This is a genomic window from Pontibacillus halophilus JSM 076056 = DSM 19796, assembly GCF_000425205.1.
Taxonomy (GTDB): Bacteria; Bacillota; Bacilli; order Bacillales; family BH030062; genus Pontibacillus_A; species Pontibacillus_A halophilus.
Genome location: NZ_AULI01000009.1, coordinates 17984 through 41674 on the forward strand (window position 1 = coordinate 17984; position 23691 = coordinate 41674).

Genomic DNA, 23691 nt, shown 5'->3' on the forward strand with positions numbered 1-23691 from the left:
GAGGATGAACAATGAGTGTACTTGTATGCGGAGGAGCAGGATATGTGGGGAGTCATGCTGTTGCCCAGCTGCTAGATAAAGGTGAAGAAGTAGTCGTGATTGATAACTTGCAGAAGGGTCACCGTGGCGCTCTGATGGAAAGGGCCAAATTTTACGAAGGGGACCTTCGTGACCGCCAATTTGTAAATCGTGTCTTTCAGGAGAATCCCATTCATTCCGTTATTCACTTTGCAGCAGATTCCTTAGTGGGGGAAAGTGTTGAGAAACCATTAGTGTATTACGACAACAATGTTTCAGGGGCCATTTGCCTACTTGAGGCAATGGCAGAGCATGATGTGAAGCGGATTGTATTCTCTTCTACGGCGGCGACTTATGGAGAACCAGAGCAAGTACCCATTCAAGAGACAGACCGCACAGAACCGACAAATCCTTATGGGGAGACGAAGCTTGCGATTGAGAAAATGCTGAAATGGGCGGAGCAGGCACATGGTATACGTTACGTTGTACTGCGTTACTTTAATGTAGCTGGAGCGGACCCACAAGGACGCATTGGGGAAGACCACCGACCTGAGACGCATCTTATTCCAATTATCCTTCAAGTTGCACAAGGGAAACGCGAGAAGATTATGATCTTCGGAGATGATTATCCAACTCATGATGGGACTTGTATTCGCGATTATATCCACGTTACGGACCTTGTCGATGCACACCTTCTTGCGATTGAGAAATTGGTTCGAGATGAGGAAAGTGGGATATACAATCTGGGTAATGGTCATGGATTTACGGTTAAGGAAGTGATTGATGCTGCTCGTGAAGTAACAGGAGAAGAGATTGTAGCCGAAGTGGCGCCAAGACGTGCTGGAGACCCGGCTCAACTTGTTGCATCCAGTGAGAAAGCGATGAGGGAGCTAGGATGGAATCCGAAATATGCAGATTTGCATACGATGATTGAAACAGCCTGGGATTGGTTCCAAGCCAAACCAAACGGTTATGACAACGAATAGAGAGAGGTGATGAAGGGTGACGATTTATGTACACATCGAGCGATTGCTCTCATTTAGTGTAGACAAAGGACTGCTCTCTACTTGGGACGTACGCTATGCTCGTAATGCACTGCTGAAGTTGTTTCATTTAGATGGAATCGAACCACTTCCAACCCCTGAAGAAGTAGAGCTAGATTCGCCTGTCTCCATCTTACACGACATGCTAGATTATGCTGTCCAACATGGGTTGATTGAAGAGGATACCGTAACAGAGCGCGATTTATTCGATGCGAAGATCATGGACGCTGTTCTACCCTATCCAAGTAGTATCATTCGCTCATTCTACGAGACATATGAACAAGAAGGGGCGTTAGCTTCGACAGATTGGTTTTATGAACTGTCTAAGGACTCCAATTACATTCGGACGGAACGCATAGCGAAGAATATGCATTGGTACAGCCCGACTGCATACGGAGACTTGGAAATAACGATTAACTTATCGAAACCAGAGAAAGACCCAAAAGCCATTGCCGCGGCGAAATCGAACACGTCATCGTCCTACCCTCTATGCTTACTATGCAAGGAAAATGAAGGATACGCTGGACGTCTTGATCATCCAGCACGAGACCAACATCGAATCATTCCGGTTGAGCTTGAAGGAACAGAGTGGTACTTGCAGTATTCACCTTATGTCTACTATAACGAGCATGCAATCATCTTGTCTCAACAACATGAACCGATGGAAATATCAAAGGCCGGCTTTGCTCGCTTATTGCATTTTGTTGAGCAGTTTCCGCACTATTTCGTTGGGTCGAATGCTGATTTGCCAATCGTAGGTGGTTCTATTCTGAGTCACGATCACTTCCAAGGTGGACATCATGACTTTCCGATGGCCAAGGCTCCAATTCAAGAGAAAATGCAGGTTAAGGGTTATGAGGATGTAGAGGTAGGACTTGTTCGTTGGCCGATGTCGGTCATTCGTTTGAAATCACGAGACCGCTCACGCCTAACACAATTAGCCGAGCACATTCTGCAGAGTTGGATTGACTATAGCGATGAAACGGTTGGCGTATTTGCTCATACGAACGGAGAACGTCATAATACGATTACTCCTATTGCTAGAATGCGGGATGGCGCTTTCGAAATGGACCTTGTCCTTCGGAACAACCGTACTAGTGAAGAACACCCAATGGGAATCTTCCATCCACACGAAGAAGTTCACCATATAAAGAAAGAAAATATCGGATTAATTGAAGTGATGGGTCTAGCTGTATTACCTGGACGTCTTGTAGAGGAAATGAAAGTGCTTTCTCACCATATGATCCAAGGTACGTTACAAGCTGAAGGATACGATGATGATCGTATTAAGAAGCACATCCCTTGGGCATTGGACATTGCTGAACATCAATCGTTTGATGAGAATACGGTTATGACAATTCTTCAAGAAGAGATAGGGAAGACCTTTGCAACAGTACTTGAGCATGCAGGTGTATTTAAGCAAGATGAACAAGGTCAAGCGGCTTTCCGCAACTTTGTAAACCATCTATAGTTCCCATAATGAAAGCCAGACCCAACAGGGTCTGGCTTTTCTATTAATGATAGCGGTTCTCATAAATATCAGGGTTACTTCTAAGCCGTTTACGGACAAATGGATCATGGATGAGGACCATATAAATCCCCACGTGTGCGTATACCAAGCTAATAATAAACATCGTGAGCAACAATCCTGATAGAAACGGCGGTGCACTTACACTTGTATACACAATAATATAGTACGCCCACATGGCTCCGATAAACGGAATATGTCCTAATGCGGATTTAGGGTAACTCTTCCATAAGAATAAAGGTGTTACACTAGCTAAAATTAGATAAACTGCAAGAATGTCCATTTTATTTCACTCCTTCACGAAAACGACGACGCTTTCCGATATGGTTCTAGTTGTTGTCTTATAGAACATTTACCACAGAAGGAGAGAGATTAATCATGCAAAGTGGTTCAAATTCTATAGAAGATGCTCTGCTAGTAATCGATAGGACGTTTTGCGAGCTTCCTGGTCATATATATTGGTAATCAGGAGGAACTCATCAGTTTGGTAGCGTTCAGACAATAAAGTGAGCTGTTCTTTCACATGCGCAGGTGTCCCGACAATGGTTCGACGACGATTGCGTTTAATCTTTTCAATTTCTCGCTCTGTAAATGAATGAGCTTCTACCTCTTCGACTGAAGGGACAGTCGTATCTTCATTCTTCTCAACTTGAAGCAGCCACATATCTTGGCTTTGAGCAAGCCTTTCTGCTTCTTCTTGTGTTTCAGCGCAAACAACAAATACACAGGCATTAATGGCTGGTTCACTTCGCCCAGGGGAGGGCTTGAACCGATCTAAATAGGTAGAGATAGCCTCATCGGCCTTATCTGGACTTATAAAGTGTCCAAATGTAAAGCCTGTTCCATTAATGGCTGCATGCTTCGCCCCGCGTTCTGACAAGCCGAGAATCCATGTTTCAGGGTTCGATGATGTGCGAGGCGTCGCGAGTACACCCTTGTACGCGTGGTCATCAGGCAGTGTATCATATAAGTAACCATGCAATTCTTTCACTTGGCGAGAAAATGCACTTAACGTTTTTGACGCTCCATCGGTTAATGCCATCCGGGTTTGCTGGGACCCTCCAGGGGAACGCCCCAGTCCTAAATCAATACGATTTGGGAAAAACGCCTCTAACACTTTAAAGTTCTCTGCGACTTTAAGAGGGCTATACTGTGGCAGGAGTACCCCTCCAGAACCAACCCGAATGGTTGACGTTGCAGATGCAATTCGTGTCATAAGAATTTCTGGAGAAGACCCTGCTAGTCCGTTTGTATTGTGGTGTTCAGCTACCCAATAGCGTTCGTATCCTAATGATTCTGCATATTGGGCGAGCTCTAACGTTTGGTTCAAAGCCTGTTCTGGAGCGGCTCCTTTTGGGATGGGAGATTGGTCAAGTATACCGAGTCTCATGAAGGTGTCCCCTTTCTCGTAGAAGATTCTAGTTTAAATTGAGTACGATTATCATACCACAGAAGGAGAAAGGTCTTCCTTCGTAACGCACACAAAAGCCCCCTTCTCGTGAGAGAGGGGGCGTTCTGGTTTAGATCGATTGATTTTGGTTGTTCTTTGTGATGACGACGCTCTGTACAGCGCTCATACGCTTTCGGACGAGCTGATTATGGAATAGAACAAGGTAGAGAGCGACATGAGCGTATGCTACGTTGAGGATGAATACGGATAGCAGGAACGCATAAGTCACACCTGTCACCTGAAAAGCAGCAAATTCTACAATGAAGAATCCCCACATCCCAATCAATAGAGGAAGTTGAATAAGGGCCATTTTACGGTGTTCAATCCACAAGAACAACGGCGTTACACTAGCTAACATCATATACACCAACAACACATCCATGAATCTCACCCCTTGTAAAGTTTAATTTGTGACGCAAAACTGTCTAAATTGTGACGACTTTGTGAACTTATCTATACTATACCACGTTTTCTGAAAAATGAAAACGCTTATATTAAAATGGGCAATCTGTTCTAGTATGAAATAAAAAAAGCCCTCCCCTAAGAGGGAGGGCGAACTGACGGTTTCCTTAAACGTCTTTCTTAGAGATGTACCAGTCGATGTACTCAATTCCTTCTTCGTTCGCGCGATTTGCAGCAGCCTCTTGTGTTTTAGGAGGAGCTACAACGGCCTTATCACCAGGGTTCCAGTTCGCTGGAGTAGAAACAGATTTCTCATCCGTTTTCTGAAGAGCTTTCACGAGACGAAGAATTTCTTGCATGTTACGACCAGTCGTAAGCGGGTAATAGATAATAGAACGAACGTACTGCTTATCGTCAATGACAAATACCGCACGTGAAGTTTCAACTTGACTCTCGTTCGGCATAATCATGCCATATTTCTTCGCCACACCTTTATCGAGATCCGCAATGACAGGGAATTCAATGGTTGTGTTAAAGTTCTCTTCAATACTCCGAATCCAAGCAATATGGGAGTTTACGCTATCAATGCTTAGTCCAAGCAATTCTGTATTTAGTTCACGCAATTCCGGATAGATTTCTTGGAACGCGACAAATTCTGTTGTGCAGACTGGTGTGAAATCAGAAGGGTGAGAGAATAGAACGACCCATTTACCTGAATAATCGCTAAGATTTACCGTTCCTTGACTTGTTGCTGCTGTAAATTGAGGCGCCACATCACCAATACGAGGTAGATAGGTGCGCTCTTCTTGTTGGTTTGAATTTTGTTCCATTAGTATTCCTCCCTTTTTACTATGTATTATCGTTTACGAATTAAGCATACAACACGGTGGCGAAATTTTCAAAAGATTTAATCATAAATATGGTACTTTTTTTCAATTCATACATCTTAAAGAAAAACGGTGCTTCATGTAATAGGCTTGTCTCTCATACACTTCAATAATGGAGTGGAAAGGAGAGGGGCCAATTGAGGAAGCAAGCGATGCAGGCAGGGTGCTATGCCCTCCTGTCCATTACTTTCTGGGGGATTTCCTTTGTTTCAACAAAGGCTGTGCTACAAGAGGTTGGTGCATTTACGCTCCTTTCAACACGATTTGGAATTGGGGCATTCTTCTTATTCATGATCATAATGGGGACAAGGGTTCGGTGGGCATTCAGCCTACGTACAATTCCTAATCTACTTGTGTTGGCTGTTCTTGGGGTATTTGTTCATCAAATGCTCCAAGCCTTCTCCTTATTGACCATCCAAGCCTCAGAGGCAGGGTGGCTCATCTCGCTCTCTCCAATCTTTACAGCACTATTGTCTGTACTCTTTCTTCATGAACGATTTAAAGGGTGGTATGTAATTGGAATGACAATCGCAGCGTTTGGGATTGTAGTTCTAACGACAAATGGGGATGTCTCCGCTGTTGTTGGACATTGGCAATGGGGCTACGTGTTCATGATTGCTTCCACGCTCAATTGGGCGGTGTATACCTTGCTTCTAAGAGGATTATCGCTCCCATATCCTCCACTACTAACGACGTTTTACATAAGTTTATTCGGATTCTTCATGACGCTCCCGTTGTTCGTGAAATTTAAAGGGTGGACTCAACTCGTCCAACTATCAGGGAGCGGGTGGAGCCATTTGCTATTTTTAGGAGTCTTTGTGTCTGCACTTGCTTATTGGTATTGGGGCAAGGCGCTTACCCTTCTAAGAGCGAGTAAAGTTAGCACATTTCTTTACCTAGAACCTCTAGCAACGTTGATAGGCGCTGTATTAATCTTACATGAACGTATTGTTCTAACGACCATTCTAGGCGGGATGTTAATCTTAGTTGGTGTCATCCTCGTTCAGCGGCAGTGACTGTATAAAATCTAGCCGGTAATCGAACGATAAAGACGAATGGGGGTGTACAATAGATGGCTAAAAAACGTAATAGAGCTCAAGAAGCGGTAACGGCAACAGCGAAAACGATTAAGGATACTGCAGATACAGCGTTTGATAACGTTCAAGCTGCAGCAGAAGCAACTGAAAGCGTAGCGATGAATACGGTTGATAAATCTGCTGATGCTTTAAACAAAGCATTTGATCGAAAATAAATGTTAAGACATAGTGCTGAATAGCCGCTATGTCTTTTTTTAATCCTTCATGGTTACATAAAAGTGCGTACTAGGCAGTGAAATGGGGAAGTCGTACACTGGGGTCAGAAGGAGTGATGAATGTGAAAGGAATTGGAATTTATGAATACGGAGGCAAAGAAAATTTGTCTCGTATACAATTGCCTGACCGCGAATTAGAAAGCAATGAAGTCAAAATTATGATTAAGGCAGCAGCTGTGAATCCGGTTGACTGGAAGTTAAGAGAAGGGTATCTAAAGGAAGATATCAACTATGAATTACCATTAATACTTGGGTGGGACGTTGCTGGAATCGTAAAGGAAGTTGGCTCTAGCGTATCGAAGTTCAAAGTTGGTGATTACATTTATAGTCGACCTGATTTAATGAAGCACGGTAGCTATGCTGATGAGATGATCCTAGAAGAATACTTAGTAAGCAAGAAGCCATCTACCTCTACATTTGAAGAAGCAGCCTCCTTTCCTCTCGTTGGATTGACGACAATTCAAGCGTTAATCGATCATGCGAAGCTACAATCAGGAGAGAAAGTGCTCATTCATGCTGGCGCAGGAGGGATAGGAACATTTGCGATTCAATTTGCGAAAGCAATGGGTGCGTATGTCGTTACGACTACGAGCGCTAAAAACCATGAATTTGTTAAAGGTCTAGGAGCGGATGAGATTATTCACTACGATGAAGAAGACTTCTCGAATGTAGTAAATGATGTGGATGTTGTCTTTGATACGTTGGGTGGGGATGTCCTTCTTAAGAGTTATGAGGTACTCACTCACTATGGCAGGCTTGTTACAATTGCAGGGGGACCGAATACAATTGTTCCTCGAAATGAGACTGCCGATGAGAAAGAAATTAAGACCTATTTCGAATTCACGGATCCAAATGGCAAACAGCTAGATGACATTACACCGCTAGTAGAAGAAGGGAAAATTCGAGCGGTTGTGGATACTATCTATCCCCTTACGCTAGAAGGCGTAAAAGAGGCGCACGCGCATAGTGAACAAGGGAGAACGAAAGGTAAGATTGTCTTATCTTCAAAATCTAACTCATAGAGTTGGTAACGTAAGAACGCTCAAGCTTCGTGTGAAGGATGAGCGTTCTTTTCGTTCTCTTACATATTCATCTTCTGAATGGTTCGGACGTAGCCAATTATTCCACCGATACATAAGACTACGATCACACCATATAGTACATATGCAGACATACCGAATGTTTGGTAAGCATAGGGAAGCGTAAAGGTTAGGAGCGCTACAAAGAATAGGGCTGCACCTGATAGTACGCCGAACATTTCCTTGTCCGCATGAAAGTATTCCTCTTTATATCCTGGGATGATGGATAGTTTTTTTAGTCCACCGAGTAGATATCCTGTTATTAGAAGAAAGAATCCTAGAAGGATTGGAATCATAATCTGAATTCTCCTCTCACAAAGTCCTTTTACACTATATCATAGATTGTATTACGTACAAAGATTTCATAGGAGTCGTACCATTTATAAGAAGGACAAGCGATTTCTTCATCGAATATAGTAAGTAAAGTGGTAGGGTGTGGCTAAGCTTGCCTATTTAGTTTTGAATATTCTGTTAATTTAGTGTTAGGAACGAATGTATGGGTTTCACCTACATATACATACATTAATCTAAAGGAGTAGGGGATGAAGTGGGCATGGAAACACTTCCGTTTAATATGGAATATGTGTATGGGAAGCAGTTGAGAGAAGTGCCTGTAAATGCAGATGATATGCTGAAAGGAACCAATTACTTGATTGATCTTCTCCACAATGATCTTGTAGAGAAACGTACAAAGGCAAAGTGGTGTAGTTGGATTGGGGTCTACTCAAGAATTTTAGGTGACGTCAGCGTCAGTGAGCAATACTTACTCCAAAGTATTAACCTTTATAAAGAGTTGGATGATTACAATCAAATCTTCGTATCGAGTTTAAGATTAGCGGTGACCTATCAATGGAAGGGGCAATACGATCAAGCCATTGCTTGTCTTCAGCAGCTTCTGTCTGAAGTGGATGGAAGAACTGAACTTGAGACGTATCGAGACTTTGTATACCAACACCTTGGCAAGTGTTATTTCGAGCAAGGGGCTTACCGTGAGGCCATTGATTTCTTTATGAAAGCATATGTAATTCGTCAAGTGAAGGGCGATGAGAAGCTTCTTCAGTCAACAGAATATGCTTTATCACAATGCAAGGCCGCTACCGTTTAAGAAGAAGCTCGCTCCTCTTTAAGGGAGTGAGCTTTCATTCTTATAATGGAGCATTACGATGTCGTTATATTCTTCTACTGCTTCTAGTGAGAGTTGAGTAACTAACTCATGAGATTTAAATAGCGGAATGCCTTTGCCTAACAATGTAGGGATGACGGCTATCTTAAACTCATCAATTAAGTTATGGTTTAAGAATGTCTGAATCAGTTCACTGCCACCAACAAGCCATATTTTCTTTCCTTGGTGATGCTCCTTTAATTCTTGCACAAATTCAGTTGGGTCTTCGTTAATAAATTTAACGTACTCATCTTGCCCGCTACGCTTTCTTGAGAATACAAAGCATTGTTGTTCTTCGTAAGGGAAAGGCACATCAAACCCTAATACTTGGTCATACGTTTTACTTCCGAGGAGGACGGTGTCAACTGTCTCAATGAATGATGAGAAGCCATTATCTCCTTTACCATTGACCTTCTCGAGCCAACCGACACTGCCGTCTTCTTTGGCGATGTATCCATCTATACTCATAGCTATGTATAAGACCGTTTTTCTCATATCATCTCTCCTATCTTCTCCCTAATAATCATACACGAACATTTGTTCTTATACAACTGATATCTTTTGAAATCTTCTACTACCTTAGCCCTTTCCTGCACTGTATAAAGGAAAAGCCCATCGTCGGTCAGACATTGGACTTTTCCTTATTGGTCTTACGCATGAATCAATCTTGATCTTTCTTTTCTCGTGTCCGCTTCTTAAATTCTTCTGGGAATAACTCTTCTGAGCTTTCCATACGAAGTTTCTTCGGAACGAGCAGTTGGCGTTTTCGGTCATACACATGTTCACCTAGGTGTAACACCTGATTCTCCATATAAATATGGAAGTAAATTTCGAATACGACAATGAAAAAGGTTGCACCTAGTGCCATATTGACTGTATCAAGAGCAAATCCATAAAGCGTAACTCCAAATGCAAAGAGGACAAGGAACGATGTGATGGCTTCTAATAAGGTAGCGAGAACAATGCCAAACCGTTTCAACACGAAAATGTCAAATAACGGATAGGTAACCACTGTGAGGAGGAGGGTTATGAGAAATATATTAATTAGTGATGCGCCGGTTAATGCAGCATAGAGTGGAAATACTGCTGTAATGACAATCGAAAGCTTTAATAATAGTGCCATGCTATGAGTAAAGAGTGCTCCGTGTTTATGCTTCATGGGCAACGCCAATCGAAGCAAGCGCTTGTTTCTTTTCATGGATTGTACGATAGGAAACATGTTGAGTAAGTTGTCCAAAGGAAGATACGTAACACTCCAAAAGCTTGAGTTCTTCTATTTGTTCATGAGGGATGGAAGGGTCAAGAAACAGTTCTACATCTCCATCTTCATCGACGATAATCTCAGATGTTGTTTGTGGTTGTTTTTGTATGGCAATAAAGCGTTTAGGAAGCACCGCTTCTGTAACGGTCATCAAATGAAGCTCATCATGGCATTCAGCTAACTGAATTACGACTTCACTTGAGGTGTTATGAGACCAATATAAATACTGTTGTGTTGGAGTTTGATGCCATACGTTTTCATGAACCGAGGTAGGTTTAAATGGATGTTTGTTCATTGATGCCATTCCTTTCTCAGTAGGTAGTAGGCTTATTTTCTACAAGAACGGGTCAATTTAAACAAACTTTCCGGAAGGATTGAACGAAAAAAAGGCCTCATCCTAGATGAGACCTACAGTCTTGGCTTACGCATCGGATAATAATTTTATTTCAACGTCATCTCGGCGTCCAAATCGAAACGCTTCATCTTCGCTTTGAATAAATACATCGATACGGTTCCCTTCAATAGCACCGCCAATATCTCCTGCTATCGCAACTCCATAGCCTTCTACCCATACCTTAGTACCTAATGGGATTACTTCAGGGTCTACGGCGATCACTTTTTTGTCTGGGTTCTGAAGAAGGTTAATACCCGTCTTCGTAATTCCGCTACATCCTTCACAATGTGCCGTGTAGGCCGTTGCTTCCACGGACAAAGTCCGTTCCACTTTATGCTCTCCAATGGTCTCGACAAACCGTTCTAAATTTCCTGATTTAGTCGTCAGCGTTAATTCTTTATTTGTAAGCTCGGAAGAAATGGTCGGGTCAAGAGAGTCAGCCTCACTAGCTTCCGTTAATTGAGGGATTACAGAAAGAGTAAGAATAAAGCTAATAATTGCGAATGAAAGTTTCTTCATGTGTTCATCCTCCTCGTCATGATGGATACAAAAACAGAGTATAACAGGCATGAATCTCATGGCCGTTACACTCTGATTACAGTTGCCTTACAAGTTGTTCACTCGGAATGTCGATGAACGGTTTGTATGAGGCGATCTAATTTGACTTGTTTGAAGGTAACACAGGGGTAAGTAGTTGTTCAATGGATTTGTTTGAAAAGGCGAGAACTCGCCAATTGACCCAAATCATTCCAGACTGAGTCTGGTGGATGAGCGAGCTGCGATGTTCGCTCATCTTCACATAGCTATGTGCTTCTTTAGGAAGGATAGAGCGCAAGGTTTCTTCGCCTTTCGTAATGAACCAGCTCTTTAAGAATGGCTTCACTTTATCCCAAGTCACTTCACCATCCTTAGAATAGAAGTGAAATTTACCTTTCTGGAATCGGATCTCTCCCTTCGATTGCTCGGAAGAAAGTGGCTCTATCGTATAGTTACGTCCTTTATACATAACTTTATTGTCTTGAAATACGTTGGCATTCTCTCGAAGTGTACGGTAATGATCCGCTATCGTGGCACTTTGCCCGACTACCCATAAGTGTATCCGTTCCTGCCCCATACCTCGAGGAGCAGTTACAACAATCCCCTTATAGGCATCGTAATGTATGGAAGGCTTCCCTTCATCCTGATAGCGGAGTGAATAATAAATGGGTTCCCCTTGATCGTAAAAGATTGGCATCCAACATTCTCCTTTCCTTCCTATCGTACCTAAATTTGCTGTAGACGTACAAATTAAAGACTTCCTTAGAATAAATGCATGTGGCTAGCAGAAGCTATATGAAACAACCTATACGAAGGAAGGAAATGGACGATGAACTTTAAAATTATAGATTGGCCCACCTTTATCGGGGCACTCATCCTATTGTTAGGTGTTACAATCCCCCTTGTTCTATTCCCAGAGTCTGGAGCACGTGTTGTAGACTTGGCAAATGCCTTTATGACTTCAAATTTTGGAGTCTTGTACCTCATTATGGGACTCGCTGTCCTCTTCTTTTTGATTTATGTCGCGTTTAGTGAAAATGGGAAAATCAAGCTAGGGGACGAGCATGAACAACCAGAATTCAACAACTTCTCTTGGGCGGGTATGATCTTCTGTGCTGGAATCGGGTCTAGTATTTTGTACTGGGCTACGATAGAGTGGGCGTATTATTATCAAGCACCCCCGTTTGGCATTGAACCTGGTACTCAAGCAGCCATTCAATGGAGTAGTACGTATGGCTTGTTTCACTGGGGTCCCATTGCTTGGGCGATTTACTCACTACCAGCCTTGCCAATGGCGTATTTCTACTATGTGAGAAAAACCCCAATCTTGAAGATTAGTGAAGCGACAAGACCAGTGATTGGTAAATATGCAGATACAGGAGTCGGGAATTTAATTGATATTCTATTTATGTTCGGTTTAATCGGTGGGGCAGCCACAACATTAGCTCTCGGAACACCTATGATTGCGTATGGATTCAGCAACTTATTTGGCTTTGAAGTAACCTTACTGTTAAAGACAGTCGTGTTATTATTTACGACCGTAATCTTTGCAGTCAGTGCGTTTGCTGGATTGAATAAAGGAATTAAAGTGCTGAGTGATATTAACCTGTGGCTCTCTATTTTCCTTGTGGCCTTTATCTTTGTCTTTGGACCCACTCGCTTCTTGTTAGAAACAACGTTCTCAAGCTTTGGTCTGATGCTTGATAATTTCTTCCGTATGAGTACGTGGACAGAGCCTTACGGTGAAATGGGGCCATTCGCACAAACTGGTTTCCCAGAGACATGGACCGTGTTCTACTGGGCGTGGTGGCTTGTGTATGCTCCATTCGTTGGTTTATTCGTTGCTAAGATTTCAAGAGGGAGAACAATTAAGCAAATGGTGCTTGGGACTATTGTCTACGGTTCTACGGGGAGTTTATTGTTCTTCGGGGCGCTTGGAAACTATGGCTTACACCTACAGTTGACAGATCAGTTTGATGTCATCGGTGTGTTAAACAATTCAGAGCCGGCCAAAGCCATAATAGATGTAGTGGCGACGCTTCCTTTATCATTTATCATGGTGCTCATTTTCACCGTATTATCAATTATCTTCTTAGCAACCACGTTTGATTCTAGTTCCTATATCCTTGCTTCTGTTGTTCAGAAATCGGTGGAAGGCGAACCTCTGAAATGGAATAGACTGTTCTGGGCGTTCGCGCTTTGTTTAATGCCTCTTGTCCTTATGTTCCTCGGGGGATTGAAAGTGTTACAAACGGCGAGTATCGTAGGTGGATTCCCGCTCTTATTTATTATGTTGCTGCTCGCCATGTCCTTTATGAAAGCTTCTACAATGGATATTGAGACAGCTGGAGAAGCTGAGCCTAAATCAATCTATGTGGATTACGACAAAGTGAAGGAGAAACGGAAACGAAGAAAGTGGCGTAAGAAAAAGAAAAAGGGACCAGACGAGACACATGTTGATAACGAGAAAGACGACTAACATGGTTTGTTGAAATCGTTAAGAGGGAAAGAATGTGTTGAAAGGCATATACCCCTACAATTTGATGCGACCAACGTATAACTGGGTCGCATCTTTTATCTTTACGAACGTACATAAGGAGTGAGTGAAATGGGAGAGAAGCTTGTTTCAACATTTTCAATCGTTGCATATGACCCTGAGAGTGAAGAATTGGGAGTTGCAGTACAATCTAAATTCTTAGGGGTTGGTGGGATTGTTCCATACGCAGAAGCAGGTGTTGGAGCGGTTGCCACACAATCGCTTGCGAATCCAACCTACGGGCCAGAAGGACTCCGTCTATTGAAAGAAGGGATGAGTCCTGGAGCTACCGTGCATCATTTAACGAGAGAAGATGAGGACGAAGCATGGAGACAAGTAGGGATTGTAGATGCTTCCGGGAATGCAGCTACTTATACAGGGGAAGATTGCTATGAATGGGCCGGTGGGATAACTGGCAATGGATACGCTGTTCAAGGGAATTTGTTGGTTAGCGAAGAGACAGTCACATCTATGGCAGAAACCTTCGAGAAGACTGAAGGTTCTTTGTCAGAAAGGCTCTTATCATCGCTTGAAAGCGGGCAATCTGCAGGTGGAGATAAGCGTGGCATGCAGTCTGCAGCAATCCTCGTAGTGAAAGAAGGTGGTGGCTACGATGGGCTCACAGATCGTCTTGTTGATTTACGTGTAGACGATCACACTGAACCAATTCAAGAATTAAAACGCATTTATAGGCTTCATCAGCTGTATTTCGGGGAATCTAATGAACAAGATATCCTAACGATAGAAGGCACGACGAAGGAAGAGATGAAGCGCCATCTTAAACGGTTAGGATACATTCCAACAACCAACATATCAGACACAATTCTGAATAAGTCGTTGACTACATTTATCAACACAGAAAACTTCGAAGGCAGAGCCCAACCAGACGGCCTAATTGATGCTCATGTACTCGAATTTATGAAAACAAGATAGATTGAAATCCAGAAGGCATTCTTTATCGAAGGATGTCTTCTTTTAAAATAAAATTATGCCAACACATACAGAACATATAATAATGATTGTTGCTAAAATACAAAAAGTACATACAATTTATACTGTACAAATTAGTTGGGGTGATGTATGCTATTCACGTAGACAAAAGAAAGGGAGAGACAAATGAAAACAAAGATTATGGATTGGCCTACATTTATAGGAGCCTTCCTCTTGTTACTGTTCGTAACAATTCCTCTAATTATTTTTCCTCAACAAGGAGCCGATATAGTCGGACAGGCAAACGATTTCATGACATCGAACTTCGGAGTGCTGTTCCTAATTATGGGCTTGGGCGCATTATTCTTCCTCATTTATGTCGCCTTTAGTAAGAATGGACATATTAAATTAGGAGACCAGGGAGAGAAACCTGAATTTGGGAATTTCTCTTGGGCTGCCATGTTATTCTGTGCAGGGATTGGGTCTAGTGTTCTCTATTGGGGAACAATCGAATGGGCTTATTACTACCAATCACCTCCATTCGGTATGGAGGCTGGCACACAGGAAGCGATTGCGTGGTCTTCTGCTTATGGAATGTTCCACTGGGGACCGATTGCATGGGCACTTTATACATTACCAGCATTACCGATTGCGTACTTCTATTACGTAAGGAAGAAACCTGTATTAAAGATTAGTGAAGCTTGTCGACCTGTTATCGGAGACAAAGCAGATGGACCACTTGGGAAAGTAATCGATGTTCTGTTTATGTTCGGATTAATGGGTGGAGCAGGTACAACGCTTGCACTTGGAACGCCTATGATTGCACAAGGGGTTTCACACTTAACTGGCGCGGAGCCAACAATTGGACTAAAGACAGTGATTCTTGTCGTATGTACAGTCATCTTTGCAGTTAGTGCGTACACAGGATTAAAGAAAGGGATTAAAGTTCTGTCAGATGTGAACTTATGGTTATCTCTATTCTTGCTTGCATTTGTCTTTGTATTTGGTCCAACTCTATTTATCTCAGAGGCTACGTTTAATAGTCTAGGACTTGTATTGGATAACTTCTTTAAGATGAGCACATGGACAGAGCCATTTAGAAACTTTGGTCCGTTCAATGAAACTGGTTTCCCAGAAGGCTGGACGATTTTCTATTGGGCATGGTGGCTTGTGTACGCACCATTTATCGGATTATTTATTGCTAAGATCTCAAGGGGACGTACCATCCGTCAAATGATTATTGGAACCATTCTATATGGATCAATTGGGTGTGTCTTGTTCTTTGGAATCATTGGAAACTATGGCTTATATATGCAGCTTTCAGGTCAGTATGACGTAATCGCTGTCCTTAATAGCCAAGGTGCACCAGCTGCCATCATTGATGTATTCAACCAACTTCCACTTGGTTCATTTATTATCGGAATCTTCACGATTTTAGCAGTGATCTTCTTAGCGACAACATTTGATTCAGGTTCTTACATTCTTGCATCTGTTACACAGAAGAATGTCGAGGAAGAACCGCTTCGATGGAACCGCCTATTCTGGGCGTTTGCACTATGCCTACTGCCGTTAACGCTCATGTACCTCGGTGGATTAGGTACGCTGCAAACCGCGAGTATTGTAGGAGGATTCCCGTTAATCTTTATCATGTTCATGCTAGGTTGGTCGTTTATGAAAGCTTCAAACGAAGACTTGGAAGCTTCTGAAGAGTATCGCCCTAAAACGATTAATCTCGATGCGCGCAAAATACGTCAACGCAAGAAGATGCGAAAACAAGAGCAAGAGAGTGGCGGAAAGAACGACAAGATTACAGGGTAAAACGGAACAGGCTGCCCTAAAGGCAGCTTGTTTTTTTATTTAATTCACAATCCATATTTATACATAAACGCTAGAAAGAGGAGATTAGAAGATGAAGCGAAACATTATTGATTGGCCTACGTTTATAGGGGCTTTTATCTTGTTGATTTCAGTGACCATCCCACTCGTCCTATTCCCGGAAGCGGGGGCGGCAGTGGTAAACGATGCGAACGAATTTATGACTTCCACGTTCGGTGTTGTGTTCTTAATTATGGGCTTGGCTAGTTTCTTCTTTGTGCTGTATGTGTCCTATAGCAAGAACGGGCAAATTAAATTAGGGGATGAAGACGAAGAGCCTGAATTCGGGAAATTCTCTTGGGCAGCCATGTTATTCTGTGGAGGAATTGGCTCGAGCATTCTGTACTGGGGGACGATTGAGTGGGCTTATTACTATCAATCCCCGCCATTTGGAATTGAAGCGGGGACAGAAGAGGCCATTGCGTGGTCTTCTGCTTATGGAATTTTTCATTGGGGTCCTGTAGCATGGGCCATTTACACACTTCCAGCACTTGCGATTGCTTATTTCTACTATGTGAGAAAACGTCCTGTATTAAAGGTTAGTGAAGCGTGTCGTCCTGTTATTGGTAAATATGCTGACGGATGGTTAGGGAAAGTCATCGATATCCTGTTCATCTTCGGTATTCTTGGAGGTGCAGGAACCACACTTGCCCTAGGAACACCCATGATTGCTCAAGGTGTCTCGGAATTAACGGGACTACAGCCGACGTTAGGGTTGAAAACGTTTATTTTGCTACTATGTACGGCTATATTTGGAGTAAGTGCTTATACGGGACTTAAGAAAGGAATTAAAGTACTTAGCGATATTAACCTGTGGTTAGCTATTTTTCTATTAGTGTTTGTCTTTATCTTTGGTCCAACGCTCTTTATATCAGAATCAACGATTAATAGTTTAGGCGTTGTGGTAGACAATTTCTTTAGAATGGGCACGTGGACAGAGCCGTTCGGAGACTTTGGTCCATTTGCTGAGACGAAATTTCCAGAGGGGTGGACAGTCTTTTACTGGGCATGGTGGCTCGTTTATGCTCCTTATATTGGATTGTTCGTCGCTAAGATTTCTAGAGGAAGAACGATTAAACAGATGGCGATGGGTACAATGGTGTACGGTACGCTAGGTTGTGTATTGTTCTTTGGGGTCATTGGAAACTATGGGCTTTATATGCAGCTTTCAGGAGAATACGACGTGTTGGCTGTTTTAGCGCAACAAGGCGCTCCTGCTGCCATTATCGAAGTCTTTGGTCAATTGCCGCTTGGGACATTTATCGTTGGAATCTTTACGGTGTTGGCTGTGATCTTCCTTGCGACATCATTTGATTCGAGCTCATACATTTTAGCGTCTGTTGCACAGCGTAACGTAGAAGACGAGCCGCTACGTTGGAATCGATTATTCTGGGCATTCTCATTAGCCATACTTCCTCTTACCCTTATGTATATAGGTGGGCTGAGTACACTTCAGACCGCAAGCATAATAGGCGGGACACCGCAACTGTTTATTATGGCACTGTTAGCATGGTCATTTATGAAAGCTTCGAATGAGGATTTAAGAGCATCAGAGAATTATAAGCCTAAGACAATCTACTTAAATGCCAAAGAAATTAAAAAGCGGAGAAAAAAGAGGCGTCAAGTTCTTCAGGAGTCTCAAACAGAAACGAAAGCGAAATAGAAGAAGAGGAAACTAGAAGTGGTTCAGTGGTAGAAAATTTAAAATAGCAAGGCTTTCAACATGCGGATTCACAAAGGAATTCGCATGTTTCTTTTTATTAATAGGACAAGAATCACTGTGGTTTAATGGTGAATTACCAACGGTTTTAGCAATTGGACAATAACTATTGAACAGAAGTTAAACATGATGCGTATGAAAATTGCGAAACCTGATATAGGGATATCAGAGGTGAATATGGGTTTATGGTGAAATATAGAGGTATAGATTGTATAAGAATGTACTTAAATGAGAGGAGCAAGATGGAGAAATAAGAATGGTCTTTAATTAGATACATAGGAAGAGGGGGGAGTTTGTTTAAAATGAAAAATGTTTATTTGATAGCTATCTTAACTATGGGATTTCTATCTTTTTCAAACTTTTTTGGGGTGAAGATTGCTGGAATATCTGTAGTCATCGGTATAGTCTTCTTCTTTATCGTTAAGAGTTTAGATGGTAAAGATGATCTTCATAATAATTTAAGCATAAAAGATTTTGGAACAATACTGAAAGATAGATCCATTTGGTTTTGGATTAGTTCACCATTACTTATGAATGTTTTCTGTTTTAGTTTTGCTGTTTTGTTATTACCTGAATTCATAGAACACCTCAACACCAGAACGGGGCCTATGGTTTCATTCAATACATTATTGTTAGTAGTCCTACAACTTGGTATTTTAGCGTTGGGGGAAGAGATTGCGTGGCGGGGATTTTTCCAAAAGCAGTTAAATAAATGGTTACCAATCATTCCAACGTTAATTTTGACATCTTTCTTATTTTCGTTCGCTCATTTTGCAATGGGAGATAGTGTAGTTGTCATATTTGATAGTTTATTCATTTTCATTAATAGCGTTTTGTATGGTTTCATCTTTTACAGAACAAATAATTTGTGGGTGAGTGCCTTCTCGCATTTTATTGCTAATGTCTTTAGTGTTCTTGTCATCTCGATACTTTAAATGGCTTCTATAGTTAAAGGATATCAAGTTTAAGAAAACACAGCGGATACTATCCACTGTGTTTTTATATGGGATTTTGTGAAAATGTAAGGTTTACCCCTTTATATTGCTTTTGGTTTCATCCTTTCTAGTTCACAACGGAACTACTTAAGAATCTCTGCACTTCTTCTTTCACATTTATCGTTTAGCTTGAGTAGGTCGCCATTGATCGAATCGGAGGCAAGTAAATGTGCAACGTGAGAGCATCAAAGCGTGAGGGGTTTCCCATTCGGTGTTTCGGACAAGATGGTCTTTCCGCTTGTGCCTGTCCGTATCGCTGTCTTTTTAACGGTTCCGTCCTCATTTAGGACAAAGTCTTCATTTGTGACATAGCCATCAATCACGTGAACAATACCTAAAGAGGCGCCATGGTCATGAATAGGAGAGAAGCGTCTCGGTTTCCAATAGATGAGTATGCACTCTACTTCTTCGGTTTTAACGACCGACTGCCTCCCATAAGGAAACCCTTCCGTCTCTTCAACAATCCATGGTTCAACGCACCCCCTCGTCAGTTGTAGCTCCTCAATACCGTGTATAAGTTCATGTGTGTCTTCGATGCTCGCTAATAATAGTTGTTGGAGTTGTTCCAGCTCCTTCACCTCTTTCACGCGCTTTCCTAAATGCATATGAGGGAAAAGGGGGAATCATCCCACTAAAATGATAATTCTGAATGTTAGTGATTATGCTATAACGAACATTTCTGTATGCTATAATGAAAAAACTGTTCTACTATTCTAGCATTTGAGGTGACATCATGAATGAAGCAGCGAATGGAGCTTTAATTCAAGACCCAGTAGGGATCCTCGCATATTTAAGTGCGCTTATGGGTGGCGTTTTTATGCTTTCCCAATTGAAAAACCCTATTGTTCAGAAAATTTTTCATTATTTGCCTCCTTTAATATGGGCATATTTCTTACCGATGATTTCAACTACCATTGGCATAACGCCAAATAGTAGTGACCTATACAGCTTTATCGGTACGTACATCCTTCCATTTGGCTTATTATTGCTCTTATTATCTACTGATGTTAAGGCAACGTTGAAGCTCGGTCCAAAGGCATTAATCTTGTTCCTAACTGGAACGCTTGGTGTCGTGATTGGGGGTCCAATTGCGCTCGCACTCTTCCAGCCATTCTTACCAGAGGATGCTTGGAAAGGGGTAGCGGCACTTGCGGGAAGCTGGATTGGCGGCTCAGCAAACATGGCTGCATTAATGGAGTCTGTGGATACGCCAAATAGCATTCTGTCTCCGATCATTATTGTCGATACGCTTGTCGGATTAAGTTGGATGGGGGTTATGATCTTTCTATCTGGCTATCAGGACCAGTTTAACAAATGGAACAAAGCAGATAACTCCGTTGTTGAGAAGATTAATGAAAACATAGGAGAATTGGCAGCGAAGAAATCTAAGCCTTTGACAGTACCTCATTTCTTAGGGATATTAGGATTTGGATTTGGTGTCTCTTATGTGGTTGTGCTCATCGCGAAACAATTGCCATCAACGTCTGTATTGTCGACAGGGACGTGGACCATTCTCATCATTTCCGCGCTTGGCGTCATCTTCTCGTTCACTAAGGTGAAAGAGTTAGATGAATATGGTGGAAGTAAAATAGGGTATGGCGCGATTTATCTGTTGCTCACTACGTTCGGGGCTCAGGCGAATTTAGCTGATGTAGTGAATGCACCTGCGTTTATCTTTATGGGAATTGTGTGGCTAGCGATTCACGTTATTCTCTTATTCGGAATGGCACGTCTATTACGGGCGCCGCTCTTCTTCATCGCAGTAGGTTCACAAGGGAACATTGGTGGGACAAGTTCAGCACCAATCGTTGCATCCGTCTTCCAACCAGCGCTTGCACCAGTTGGATTATTAATGGGAATCACCGGGAACATTGTAGGTACGTATGCAGCCGTCTTATGTGCCCAACTTGCAGAAATGGTTGCCACTATGATGTAATACGTATTGAAGAGTAGGTCTGTTCATCACAGACCTACTTTTTTTTGTACAAGAAAAGGCCATGGAGTAAATCCATGGCCTAGTTGCAAATTCTAATGATTATGCTTGTTTAGGTTTTAATTTCGGGAACCCAGTTGCAATTGCGATGATTCCCATAACGCCAATGAGCATTGGATAGAAGGTGTATGGGAAGATTTGGACAGGGGATACACCTGCCGCTTCTGCAGCAATTAGCATTTGGGCACCGTATGGAATTAATCCTTGGACGGTACAGGCGAAGATATCGAGAATGGATGCGGAACGTCTAGAATCGATTCCATATTCATCTGAAATCTGCTTTGCCAACGGACCTACTGTCAGGATTGAAATGGTGTTGTTTGCTGTAGACAAGTTCGTCGTTGCGATAAGTCCAGCAATCGAGAACTGTCCACCACGTTTTGATTTTACTTTCTTTGTCATGGTATTCAAGAGGAAATCAAGTCCACCATTTTCGCGGATGGTTGCCACAATTCCTCCAATGATTAGCGTTAACATCACAAGACTAGCCATGCTTAGGGCACCGTCGCCAACAGAAGAAGCAATAGCTGTCAGGCTCTCAAAGCTTCCATCAATAAATCCAATGATCGCTGCTAATAAGATTCCTGATGTGAGTACGGCCAACACGTTCACACCGAGTACGGCTGCAACGAGTACTCCGATGTAAGGAAGGATTTTCACCCAGTTAAAGGATTCTGTATCAACAGGAGATGCATTCCCGATGGATGCAAAGATAAGAATCGTAATGGTTACAAGGGCAGCAGGCAAGACAATCAAGAAGTTGGCTTTGAATTTGTCCGCCATTTCCGTTTGTTGCGTACGAACTGCAGCAATCGTTGTATCCGAAATAACGGATAAATTGTCTCCGAACATGGAACCACCGATAATCGCTCCCATAACAAACGTCACGGAGAAGTCGGTTGCCTGGCTAATTCCAACCCCAATGGCAACAAGTGCACCAATCGTTCCTGTCGAAGTACCCATTGAAATAGAGATAAAGGCACTAATAATAAATAACCCAACAATGACAAGACTCTGTGGAAGAGCGGTGAGCGCTAAATTAACAGTAGAATCAACGGCTCCCATATCGTTGGCAACTTGAGAGAAGGCACCTGCTAAAATAAAGATAAAGACCATGATAATAATGTTCGAATCTCCAGCTCCTCGAGCAAATTGTTCAACTTTTGTTTCCAATTTTTCCTTTGGATTCATAGCCAATGCTACAACTGCAGCAATTAAGGCTGCCACGAGGATCGGCAGTTTGTAGAAGTCACCTGTGACAATACCTGATCCTAGAAATAATGCGAGGAATATGACAAGCGGCGTAAACGCCAATAAATTTCCTTGTTTCTTCATGATAGCACTCCTTAATGAATAGATCTCCGAATAAAAAAACCTCTTCTCGCTATGAGAAGAGGTTCTACAGTTACGTACTTGTATAGGATAACCCTCTCCTCATCTTTCAAGCCTATTACTTGCTGGATTTGGCACAGCACTCAGAATGAGTCCGCTGCCGAGACATCACAGGGCCAGTCCCTCCGTCTCTCTTGATAAGAAGTTGTTTTTATTATTCGTTTAATTTGCTCTTCATACTTTAATAGTTTCTTTCAATCATGTCAATAAAAATTTACGATCCAAGCGGCTCTCCATGGGAATAACCTTCAATTAAATGCTCCAAATGCCCGTTTAATTCACAAAGCTTGGACGGGAGGAAGGAGGGCGAGAGCTCAATCGTGTCCAGTTCGTCAAGGGAGACCCACTTGTATTCAACAGGTTCATCTTCAAGACCTGAGAACGTTCCCTTATGAAGGGGCAATGGAACTTCCGTATGAACAGCGTAGTAGAGTCCAATCTCGTGGTAGTTTCGATTTCGATATGTGAAAAAGTTCTCATTGAACCAAAGTAGACGGTCCACTTCAACGGTATACCCAAGCTCCTCTAGCATTTCGCGCTTTAAGCTTTCGCTTCCGGTTTCCCCCATTACAACGCGTCCACCAGGTAATGTCCAATGATTATCTGATAGGACTCGGTGAACGAGGATGTGGTTGTCCTGAATTAGAACAGCTACAGTACGGTAATTAAAGCGTTGGTCGTTAACCGTAAACTTAATATCGATAGAAACCACCCTTTCTTGTTTCATTCATCCTATCAATCCATTTAGGAAAAGGCAATAAAAAAAGCCCGGTTTACCGGGCTCCCATCTTTAATTCAGAATATGCTCGACACTTGAGGAATCTTGAACCATTAGAAGCACTTTCCCTTCATCTAATCGCTCTTCGTACGTCTCAGCTTCAGATGCAGAAAATCCTAGGTCTTGTAGTTTGTTACGAAGCTCATCGCCCTTCTTGTTGAACAGATTCCCAACAGCTTCTTTCATATTCATTTCATTCAACCCTACTGTATTTGCATCTGTAGAGTCAGCTAAACGTTCAGTGCGATCGTCATCGTGAGTCATTAAATAAATATTGTCCTTATGGATGCCGTTGTTAGACAGCTTTTGAACGTCATCTTTTAATACCTCGTCGTTTGTGTACTCTCTTACAAATGGTTTCATGATTTACCCTCCTAATATAATCTAGTAAATCTATAC

The 23691-nt window shown here is 42.3% G+C and carries 26 protein-coding genes and 1 riboswitch; of the genes, 12 read left to right on the plus strand and 14 right to left on the minus strand.

What is annotated here, in order from left to right; genetic code table 11:
- Nucleotides 1–11: 11 nt before the first annotated feature.
- Entirely contained in the window at nucleotides 12–1004 is a 993-nt protein-coding gene (gene galE / locus H513_RS0109955) for a UDP-glucose 4-epimerase GalE (RefSeq protein ID WP_026800613.1), read from the plus strand.
- Nucleotides 1005–1020: 16 nt separating this feature from the next.
- Nucleotides 1021–2532 carry a UDP-glucose--hexose-1-phosphate uridylyltransferase gene (gene galT / locus H513_RS0109960; RefSeq protein WP_026800614.1) on the plus strand — a complete coding sequence of 504 codons (1512 nt, stop codon included), beginning with the start codon at nucleotides 1021–1023 and terminating at the stop codon, nucleotides 2530–2532.
- Between the two features lie 43 nt (nucleotides 2533–2575).
- Here the strand turns inward: galT and H513_RS0109965 are convergent, their stop codons facing one another.
- From H513_RS0109965 to H513_RS0109980, 4 genes are all read right to left on the minus strand, one after another.
- Nucleotides 2576–2872: a spore morphogenesis/germination protein YwcE gene (locus H513_RS0109965; protein WP_026800615.1), complete on the minus strand. Its 297-nt coding sequence runs from the start codon at nucleotides 2870–2872 to the stop codon at nucleotides 2576–2578.
- 114 nt (nucleotides 2873–2986) lie between these two features.
- Nucleotides 2987–3979 (minus strand): LLM class flavin-dependent oxidoreductase, encoded by a 993-nt coding sequence (locus H513_RS0109970; protein ID WP_026800616.1) that lies wholly within the window; start codon nucleotides 3977–3979, stop codon nucleotides 2987–2989.
- Between the two features lie 130 nt (nucleotides 3980–4109).
- Nucleotides 4110–4421: a spore morphogenesis/germination protein YwcE gene (locus H513_RS0109975; protein WP_026800617.1), complete on the minus strand. Its 312-nt coding sequence runs from the start codon at nucleotides 4419–4421 to the stop codon at nucleotides 4110–4112.
- A 187-nt stretch (nucleotides 4422–4608) separates the two neighbouring features.
- The gene (locus H513_RS0109980; protein ID WP_026800618.1) at nucleotides 4609–5271 is read right to left on the minus strand and encodes a peroxiredoxin; all 663 of its coding nucleotides are present in this window, start codon (nucleotides 5269–5271) and stop codon (nucleotides 4609–4611) included.
- Between the two features lie 194 nt (nucleotides 5272–5465).
- Here H513_RS0109980 and H513_RS0109985 point away from each other — a divergent pair, with 194 nt between their 5' ends.
- The 3 genes from H513_RS0109985 to H513_RS0109995 all read left to right on the plus strand — a co-directional run bounded on the left by H513_RS0109985 (nucleotide 5466) and on the right by H513_RS0109995 (nucleotide 7662).
- Nucleotides 5466–6344: a DMT family transporter gene (locus H513_RS0109985; protein WP_026800619.1), complete on the plus strand. Its 879-nt coding sequence runs from the start codon at nucleotides 5466–5468 to the stop codon at nucleotides 6342–6344.
- Between the two features lie 56 nt (nucleotides 6345–6400).
- Nucleotides 6401–6580 (plus strand): hypothetical protein, encoded by a 180-nt coding sequence (locus tag H513_RS0109990; RefSeq protein WP_026800620.1) that lies wholly within the window; start codon nucleotides 6401–6403, stop codon nucleotides 6578–6580.
- Nucleotides 6581–6702: 122 nt separating this feature from the next.
- Entirely contained in the window at nucleotides 6703–7662 is a 960-nt protein-coding gene (locus H513_RS0109995; RefSeq protein ID WP_026800621.1) for an NADP-dependent oxidoreductase, read from the plus strand.
- Between the two features lie 59 nt (nucleotides 7663–7721).
- Here the strand turns inward: H513_RS0109995 and H513_RS0110000 are convergent, their stop codons facing one another.
- Nucleotides 7722–8015, minus strand: coding sequence for a hypothetical protein (locus tag H513_RS0110000; protein ID WP_026800622.1), 294 nt, complete (start codon nucleotides 8013–8015; stop codon nucleotides 7722–7724).
- Nucleotides 8016–8272: 257 nt separating this feature from the next.
- Here H513_RS0110000 and H513_RS20015 point away from each other — a divergent pair, with 257 nt between their 5' ends.
- On the plus strand, nucleotides 8273–8824 hold the full coding sequence (locus H513_RS20015; RefSeq protein WP_051239868.1) for a tetratricopeptide repeat protein: 552 nt from the start codon (nucleotides 8273–8275) through the stop codon (nucleotides 8822–8824).
- Nucleotides 8825–8842: 18 nt separating this feature from the next.
- Here H513_RS20015 and H513_RS0110010 read toward each other — a convergent pair whose 3' ends face one another.
- The 5 genes from H513_RS0110010 to H513_RS0110030 all read right to left on the minus strand — a co-directional run bounded on the left by H513_RS0110010 (nucleotide 8843) and on the right by H513_RS0110030 (nucleotide 11770).
- Nucleotides 8843–9376 carry a dihydrofolate reductase family protein gene (locus tag H513_RS0110010; RefSeq protein WP_026800623.1) on the minus strand — a complete coding sequence of 178 codons (534 nt, stop codon included), beginning with the start codon at nucleotides 9374–9376 and terminating at the stop codon, nucleotides 8843–8845.
- A gap of 166 nt (nucleotides 9377–9542) precedes the next feature.
- Nucleotides 9543–10079, minus strand: a complete 537-nt coding sequence (locus H513_RS0110015; protein ID WP_211226513.1) for a DUF2512 family protein — start codon at nucleotides 10077–10079, stop codon at nucleotides 9543–9545.
- Complete coding sequence (locus H513_RS0110020; protein WP_026800625.1) at nucleotides 10030–10437, minus strand: hypothetical protein; 408 nt, start codon at nucleotides 10435–10437, stop codon at nucleotides 10030–10032. The genes H513_RS0110015 and H513_RS0110020 overlap by 50 nt, the downstream gene beginning before the upstream one ends.
- Before the next feature lie 126 nt (nucleotides 10438–10563).
- Nucleotides 10564–11055 carry a 3D domain-containing protein gene (locus H513_RS22275; protein WP_051239870.1) on the minus strand — a complete coding sequence of 164 codons (492 nt, stop codon included), beginning with the start codon at nucleotides 11053–11055 and terminating at the stop codon, nucleotides 10564–10566.
- Nucleotides 11056–11191: 136 nt separating this feature from the next.
- The gene (locus H513_RS0110030) at nucleotides 11192–11770 is read right to left on the minus strand and encodes a YgjP-like metallopeptidase domain-containing protein (RefSeq protein ID WP_026800626.1); all 579 of its coding nucleotides are present in this window, start codon (nucleotides 11768–11770) and stop codon (nucleotides 11192–11194) included.
- A gap of 132 nt (nucleotides 11771–11902) precedes the next feature.
- On the opposite strand from H513_RS0110030, the gene H513_RS0110035 reads away from it, so the two are divergent.
- From H513_RS0110035 to H513_RS0110055, 5 genes are all read left to right on the plus strand, one after another.
- Entirely contained in the window at nucleotides 11903–13552 is a 1650-nt protein-coding gene (locus tag H513_RS0110035; protein ID WP_026800627.1) for a BCCT family transporter, read from the plus strand.
- Nucleotides 13553–13672: 120 nt separating this feature from the next.
- On the plus strand, nucleotides 13673–14542 hold the full coding sequence (locus tag H513_RS0110040) for a DUF1028 domain-containing protein (protein ID WP_026800628.1): 870 nt from the start codon (nucleotides 13673–13675) through the stop codon (nucleotides 14540–14542).
- Nucleotides 14543–14725: 183 nt separating this feature from the next.
- The gene (locus H513_RS0110045) at nucleotides 14726–16357 is read left to right on the plus strand and encodes a BCCT family transporter (protein ID WP_026800629.1); all 1632 of its coding nucleotides are present in this window, start codon (nucleotides 14726–14728) and stop codon (nucleotides 16355–16357) included.
- Nucleotides 16358–16448: 91 nt separating this feature from the next.
- Complete coding sequence (locus H513_RS0110050; RefSeq protein ID WP_026800630.1) at nucleotides 16449–18077, plus strand: BCCT family transporter; 1629 nt, start codon at nucleotides 16449–16451, stop codon at nucleotides 18075–18077.
- A 359-nt stretch (nucleotides 18078–18436) separates the two neighbouring features.
- Nucleotides 18437–19069: a CPBP family intramembrane glutamic endopeptidase gene (locus H513_RS0110055; RefSeq protein ID WP_026800631.1), complete on the plus strand. Its 633-nt coding sequence runs from the start codon at nucleotides 18437–18439 to the stop codon at nucleotides 19067–19069.
- A gap of 245 nt (nucleotides 19070–19314) precedes the next feature.
- Here the strand turns inward: H513_RS0110055 and H513_RS0110060 are convergent, their stop codons facing one another.
- Nucleotides 19315–19734, minus strand: a complete 420-nt coding sequence (locus tag H513_RS0110060; RefSeq protein WP_026800632.1) for a cupin domain-containing protein — start codon at nucleotides 19732–19734, stop codon at nucleotides 19315–19317.
- 128 nt (nucleotides 19735–19862) lie between these two features.
- Here H513_RS0110060 and H513_RS0110065 point away from each other — a divergent pair, with 128 nt between their 5' ends.
- Complete coding sequence (locus H513_RS0110065) at nucleotides 19863–21065, plus strand: DUF819 family protein (protein ID WP_026800633.1); 1203 nt, start codon at nucleotides 19863–19865, stop codon at nucleotides 21063–21065.
- 99 nt (nucleotides 21066–21164) lie between these two features.
- On the opposite strand, the gene H513_RS0110070 is transcribed toward H513_RS0110065, so the two are convergent.
- The 3 genes from H513_RS0110070 to H513_RS0110080 form a co-directional block, all read right to left on the minus strand.
- A complete protein-coding gene (locus H513_RS0110070; RefSeq protein ID WP_330981690.1) occupies nucleotides 21165–22541 on the minus strand; it encodes a Na+/H+ antiporter NhaC family protein in 1377 nt (458 codons plus the stop codon).
- Nucleotides 22542–22553: 12 nt separating this feature from the next.
- Nucleotides 22554–22658, minus strand: a riboswitch (SAM riboswitch).
- 70 nt (nucleotides 22659–22728) lie between these two features.
- Entirely contained in the window at nucleotides 22729–23241 is a 513-nt protein-coding gene (locus H513_RS0110075) for an NUDIX hydrolase (protein WP_036769956.1), read from the minus strand.
- A gap of 63 nt (nucleotides 23242–23304) precedes the next feature.
- A complete protein-coding gene (locus H513_RS0110080; protein WP_026800636.1) occupies nucleotides 23305–23655 on the minus strand; it encodes a YflT domain-containing protein in 351 nt (116 codons plus the stop codon).
- Between the last annotated feature and the right edge of the window lie 36 nt (nucleotides 23656–23691).

Bases quoted from the DNA above. Each gene is read 5' to 3' on its own strand.
- galE (WP_026800613.1), top strand. From the start codon at position 12: ATGAGTGTACTTGTATGCGGAGGAGCAGGATATGTGGGGAGTCATGCT.
- H513_RS0110055 (WP_026800631.1), top strand. From the start codon at position 18,437: ATGAAAAATGTTTATTTGATAGCTATCTTAACTATGGGATTTCTATCT.
- H513_RS0110020 (WP_026800625.1), bottom strand. From the start codon at position 10,437: ATGAACAAACATCCATTTAAACCTACCTCGGTTCATGAAAACGTATGG.
- H513_RS0110060 (WP_026800632.1), bottom strand. From the start codon at position 19,734: ATGCATTTAGGAAAGCGCGTGAAAGAGGTGAAGGAGCTGGAACAACTC.
- H513_RS0109990 (WP_026800620.1), top strand. From the start codon at position 6,401: ATGGCTAAAAAACGTAATAGAGCTCAAGAAGCGGTAACGGCAACAGCG.
- H513_RS0110000 (WP_026800622.1), bottom strand. From the start codon at position 8,015: ATGATTCCAATCCTTCTAGGATTCTTTCTTCTAATAACAGGATATCTA.
- H513_RS22275 (WP_051239870.1), bottom strand. From the start codon at position 11,055: ATGAAGAAACTTTCATTCGCAATTATTAGCTTTATTCTTACTCTTTCT.
- H513_RS0109970 (WP_026800616.1), bottom strand. From the start codon at position 3,979: ATGAGACTCGGTATACTTGACCAATCTCCCATCCCAAAAGGAGCCGCT.
- H513_RS0110015 (WP_211226513.1), bottom strand. From the start codon at position 10,079: ATGAAAAGAAACAAGCGCTTGCTTCGATTGGCGTTGCCCATGAAGCAT.
- H513_RS0109965 (WP_026800615.1), bottom strand. From the start codon at position 2,872: ATGGACATTCTTGCAGTTTATCTAATTTTAGCTAGTGTAACACCTTTA.
- H513_RS20015 (WP_051239868.1), top strand. From the start codon at position 8,273: ATGGAAACACTTCCGTTTAATATGGAATATGTGTATGGGAAGCAGTTG.
- H513_RS0110045 (WP_026800629.1), top strand. From the start codon at position 14,726: ATGAAAACAAAGATTATGGATTGGCCTACATTTATAGGAGCCTTCCTC.
- H513_RS0110035 (WP_026800627.1), top strand. From the start codon at position 11,903: ATGAACTTTAAAATTATAGATTGGCCCACCTTTATCGGGGCACTCATC.
- H513_RS0110065 (WP_026800633.1), top strand. From the start codon at position 19,863: ATGAATGAAGCAGCGAATGGAGCTTTAATTCAAGACCCAGTAGGGATC.
- H513_RS0110080 (WP_026800636.1), bottom strand. From the start codon at position 23,655: ATGAAACCATTTGTAAGAGAGTACACAAACGACGAGGTATTAAAAGAT.
- H513_RS0110050 (WP_026800630.1), top strand. From the start codon at position 16,449: ATGAAGCGAAACATTATTGATTGGCCTACGTTTATAGGGGCTTTTATC.
- H513_RS0109975 (WP_026800617.1), bottom strand. From the start codon at position 4,421: ATGGATGTGTTGTTGGTGTATATGATGTTAGCTAGTGTAACGCCGTTG.
- H513_RS0110010 (WP_026800623.1), bottom strand. From the start codon at position 9,376: ATGAGAAAAACGGTCTTATACATAGCTATGAGTATAGATGGATACATC.
- H513_RS0110030 (WP_026800626.1), bottom strand. From the start codon at position 11,770: ATGCCAATCTTTTACGATCAAGGGGAACCCATTTATTATTCACTCCGC.
- H513_RS0109980 (WP_026800618.1), bottom strand. From the start codon at position 5,271: ATGGAACAAAATTCAAACCAACAAGAAGAGCGCACCTATCTACCTCGT.
- H513_RS0110075 (WP_036769956.1), bottom strand. From the start codon at position 23,241: ATGAAACAAGAAAGGGTGGTTTCTATCGATATTAAGTTTACGGTTAAC.